At 48.1% G+C, this 2330-nt stretch carries 3 protein-coding genes and 1 pseudogene; all 4 read right to left on the bottom strand.

The annotated features are described in order from the left end of the window. A partial coding sequence (gene truB, locus PGX78_RS06960; RefSeq protein WP_270446114.1) for a tRNA pseudouridine(55) synthase TruB occupies nucleotides 1-613 on the bottom strand: 613 nt, incomplete at its 3' end. Continuing rightward, a complete protein-coding gene (locus tag PGX78_RS06955) occupies nucleotides 610-1554 on the bottom strand; it encodes a DHH family phosphoesterase (protein ID WP_270446113.1) in 945 nt (314 codons plus the stop codon). The genes PGX78_RS06955 and truB, both read right to left, overlap by 4 nt. Before the next feature lie 3 nt (nucleotides 1555-1557). After that, entirely contained in the window at nucleotides 1558-1905 is a 348-nt protein-coding gene (rbfA, locus tag PGX78_RS06950) for a 30S ribosome-binding factor RbfA (protein WP_270446112.1), read from the bottom strand. Between the two features lie 24 nt (nucleotides 1906-1929). Next, nucleotides 1930-2330, bottom strand: a pseudogene (locus tag PGX78_RS06945) (translation initiation factor IF-2); the annotation flags it as partial.

Here is a 2330-nt window from a genome sequence, read left to right as displayed (position 1 = left end):
CTTCACTAATAGAAAAGTTGCCTACACGCATTCGCAAGAGCCCGGTCATGACGGCCTGTGTCCCCAATCTTTCGCCTATATCACGAATGAGCGAGCGAATATACGTCCCCTTGGAACAGTCTACATCTATAACGGCTCGATACCCGTCATAGGCCAGAAGTTTTACGGCATCAATGTGAATGTCCCTGTCAGGCAACTCGAATTCCTTGTTTTGCCGTGCCAATTTATAAGCCTTAACCCCGTTAATGCTAATGGCTGAATACTTGGAGGGTCGCTGTTTTCCCGCACCGACGAATTCTTTCAGTACGGCCTCCAATTCTTCTTTTACAGGCCGCGGGGCATCACTTTGTGAGACTACCGTTCCCGTATAGTCTTCCGTATCCGTCGTAAAACCGAATACGAACTCGGCACGATAGGTCTTGTCATCATCACCGCTGTACTCGATAAGGCGCGTCGCCTGACCGAGAAAAACGGGCAAAACGCCGGCAGCCAAGGGATCCAAGGTGCCGGCGTGACCGACCTTTTTCATACCGAAAATACGTCGCACCCGTCCTACCACATCGTGGCTGGACATGGCGGACGGTTTCAGAACATTAACGATTCCGTGTATCATAAAACCTTCCGTATTTCTTCAATTAAGGAGGATTTTGTTTCATCCAACGACTTGTTGACAGTACAACCGGCGGCACGAATGTGCCCGCCGCCGCCGAATACGGCAGCTACGGCATTGACATCTACATCCTTGGAGCGCAGGCTGACACGAGTCTGTGCTTCTGTGACAGCCTTTACCGTAAAGGCCACATCAACGCCCTTAATACGGCGAGCATAATCAATGTAGCCGCCCGTGTGTTCGCCCGTATATTTCAAGACATCCTCCGTAAAGGATATTCCGGCAATGCGACCGCCTTCAAAGAGTTCTATTTGCTGTAACACTTGTGACAGCGCCCTTGTCTTTACCAGTGTCGTTTCTTCCAAGTGTTCGGAAATTCGATTGGGATGAGCCCCCGCATCAACCAAAGCGGCGGCACAACGCAAGGTATGCCCTGTCGTATTACTGAACTTAAAGAAACCGCAGTCCGTAGCAATAGCCATATACAAGGCATCAGCCATAGACGGCGTAATGTCTTCTTGCCACTTCAAAAAAAGATCCGTCAGGATTTCTCCCGTTGCGGCATAGTCTGTAAGTATGTATTCGCAGTCGGCAAAATGAGCATTGGATACGTGGTGGTCAATATTGACTACAAAATCCCCCAAGAGCTTTTCCGTCTCACCGGTCCGACTCGGATCCGTCGCATCGAGAACAACTCCGATTCGTCCCACTTCAGCTTTTACATCCAAAGGGCGCAAAATATGTTGACATTCTTCAATGAAAAAGAATTTGTCGTCAATACTGTCATCAATAACGGTAACGACCTTTTTTCCCTTGCCTTTCAGCCAGAGGGACAAGGCCGCCAAGGACCCCAGCGCATCACCGTCGGGACTGACATGTGCGGTTAAAAGAAAGGAATCGTGTCGCTCAAAAAGAGCCCGCAATTCTTCGGGAGTACCATTCATAATCTAATCCTTCTTCTCAATGTCATGTAAAATCGATTCGATTTTCATGCCGTATTCGAGTGATTCATCTTCTTTAAATTCAATCTGCGGTGAATAGCGGATACCCAATCGTTTACCCACTTCCGAGCGGATATACCCTTGCGCCTTGCTTAAGGCGGCAAGGGTATTTTTCTTTTCTTCATCCGATCCGAAGAGGCTCACGTATACAGTCGCTTCCCGCAAGTCACCCGTAATCCGGGCATCCGTAACGGTCACAAAACCGAGACGGGGATCCTTTAATTCCTGCAGGATGATACGAGACACTTCCTGCTTAATAAATTCCTGTATTTTACGTACTCGTAATTCTCCCATAAGATCCTCACTTTATATTAAGCCTTATTTAGGTACTACTTCTACCATTTCAAAAGCTTCCACTTCGTCGCCTTCTTTTATATCACGGTAGCCGTCAATGGTAATACCGCATTCATAACCTTCAGCCACTTCTTTGACATCGTCTTTGAAGCGGCGTAACCCGTCCAAGTCGCCTTCATGAACGACAATGCCGTTACGGATGAGGCGAACCTTTGACGTACTTGTAATCTTGCCTTCCTTAACGTACGAACCGGCAACGATAACCTTCGGCGTCGTAATAACCTTGCGTACTTCCGCACGACCGATAATATTTTCTTCGTACTTCTTGTCGAGCATGCCTTTAATAGCCGCTTCTACGTCGTTAATCGCATCATAAATGACGCGGTACGTACGCAAGTCGACGCTTTCCTTTTCCGCCGCTTTGC

Origin of the sequence: Megasphaera sp. AF13-6AC, assembly GCF_027685385.1 — a bacterium.
Lineage (GTDB): Bacteria > Bacillota > Negativicutes > Veillonellales > Megasphaeraceae > Megasphaera > Megasphaera micronuciformis.
This window is presented reverse-complemented; position numbering and strand designations above follow the sequence as displayed.

Bases quoted from the DNA above. Each gene is read 5' to 3' on its own strand.
- PGX78_RS06955 (WP_270446113.1), bottom strand. From the start codon at position 1,554: ATGAATGGTACTCCCGAAGAATTGCGGGCTCTTTTTGAGCGACACGAT.
- rbfA (WP_270446112.1), bottom strand. From the start codon at position 1,905: ATGGGAGAATTACGAGTACGTAAAATACAGGAATTTATTAAGCAGGAA.